This window comes from Pseudomonas sp. SWRI154 (assembly GCF_014268645.1).
GTDB lineage: Bacteria > Pseudomonadota > Gammaproteobacteria > Pseudomonadales > Pseudomonadaceae > Aquipseudomonas > Aquipseudomonas marvdashtae.
In genome coordinates, this window is the sequence record NZ_JABWQW010000063.1 from 1 (window position 1) to 1,598 (window position 1,598).

Genomic DNA, 1,598 nt, shown 5'->3' on the forward strand with positions numbered 1-1,598 from the left:
CAGACTGTGTGAAAACGCAGTTTGCGGCGGCGTAAAGCAAATGCCCCGACTTGTCGGGGCATTTGCTTTTCTGGAATGTAAAAAATAAAGGGTCTCTCAGCCCATCAGCGCTATCAGCTTTTGTGCTCCCAGCACTTGGATAGCCCTTTTCAAGTTGTAGGCCTGTACCGCTAGCGCCATTTCTGCGCGAGTCCCCTTCAACTGTCGCAGCAAAAACCGGCCATTGCCGAAGATCCAGTGCTTTAGGTTGCCGAAGGGATGTTCAACGATGGATCGGCGATTGACCATCATCTCGGGATGGGCCTTCATCCGCTGTTCCATTCGTTCAAACGCCGCTTCATGGGCATGGCGCATCAGATAGCGACGCTGAGCCTTGGTGCAGCGGCTTTTCAGCGGGCATTTCCCGCAGTCGCTGATGGCCGCCTGGTAGATTCGATCACCTTTGTTCAGCTGTTTAAGTGCCAGTGGTTTGCCAGCGGGGCACTGATATTGATCGGTATCTTTGTCGTAGCTGAAGTCTGTCCGGTCAAAGTACTGCTCCTCACCACTGGTAGGGTTGTTGGCCCTGTTCGGTGGAACAAAAGCGGTGATCGCCGCGTCCTCGCACGCCTGGAACTGGGCGCCATTGGAGTAACCTGCATCCGCTGTGACGCAGAGTTTTGATTGCTGCAGCTCGTCTTTAGCGGCCTTGGCCATCGGCTCGAGTTGGCGGTTATCGGTGCCTTCCTGAGTGACTTCGTGGTGCAAAATCAGGCAGTGCTTCGCGTCCACAACACTTTGAACGTTGTAAGCCACCAGCGGGACGGAGGCCGTTCGCATTTTTTGCGCATCGGACTCGCCAACAACGTGTTGAGCCAGACCTTGAGCTTGCATCAGCACTTGGCAGGTCTGGTTATTGGCCTTTTTTACCTGCAACTCGGCCAGCGCTGCCTGTACCGCTGAGCGGTCGATCGACTCTCCTTCTTCGTCGCGATCCGCTTCATCGAGTTGGGCCAGGTAACGCGCAATCTTCTTGTCGAGCGCCGCTTCCCGGTGCTGGAGTTTTTTCGGTGTCAGGTGTTTGCGGCTGGAAGCGACCGCCTGAAACTTGCTGCCGTCGATGGCCACCAACTCTCCGGCAATCAGACCAGCCTGGCGGCAGAATCGAACGAAGGCACGACAGGTTGCGGTGAACGCGGCACTGTTGTCGCGCCGAAAATCAGCAATGGTTTTGAAGTCAGGTGCCAGTCGGCCCAACAACCACATGACCTCCACATTGCGCCGACACTCCGCCTCCAGTCGCCGCGACGAACGAATGCGCTGAAAATAGCCGTACAGATAGAGTTTGAGCAGGTCGGCGGGATCGTACGAAGGACGCCCAGTGGCCTTGGGTCTGGCTTTATCAAAGCCCAACTGCTCGAAGTCCAGAAGAGCAATGTAGGCTTCGATCACCCGTACCAGATGGTCGTCAGGAATGAGCTCGTCCAGCGAGAGTGGAAAAAGCGCGCTCTGGGAGCGGTTTTCACCTTGGATATAGCGCATAAGAAAAATGCCCGTATCTTGCGATACGGGCATTTTCTTCAACCGACCAACAGATTGCTAGGTTTTCACACAGTCTG

General features: G+C 55.4%; 1 protein-coding gene. It reads right to left on the minus strand.

Annotated elements, in window-relative coordinates; all coding sequences use genetic code 11:
- Positions 1–96 precede the first annotated feature (96 nt).
- A complete protein-coding gene (locus tag HU806_RS26145) occupies positions 97–1,521 on the minus strand; it encodes an IS1182 family transposase (RefSeq protein ID WP_202884443.1) in 1,425 nt (474 codons plus the stop codon).
- Between the last annotated feature and the right edge of the window lie 77 nt (positions 1,522–1,598).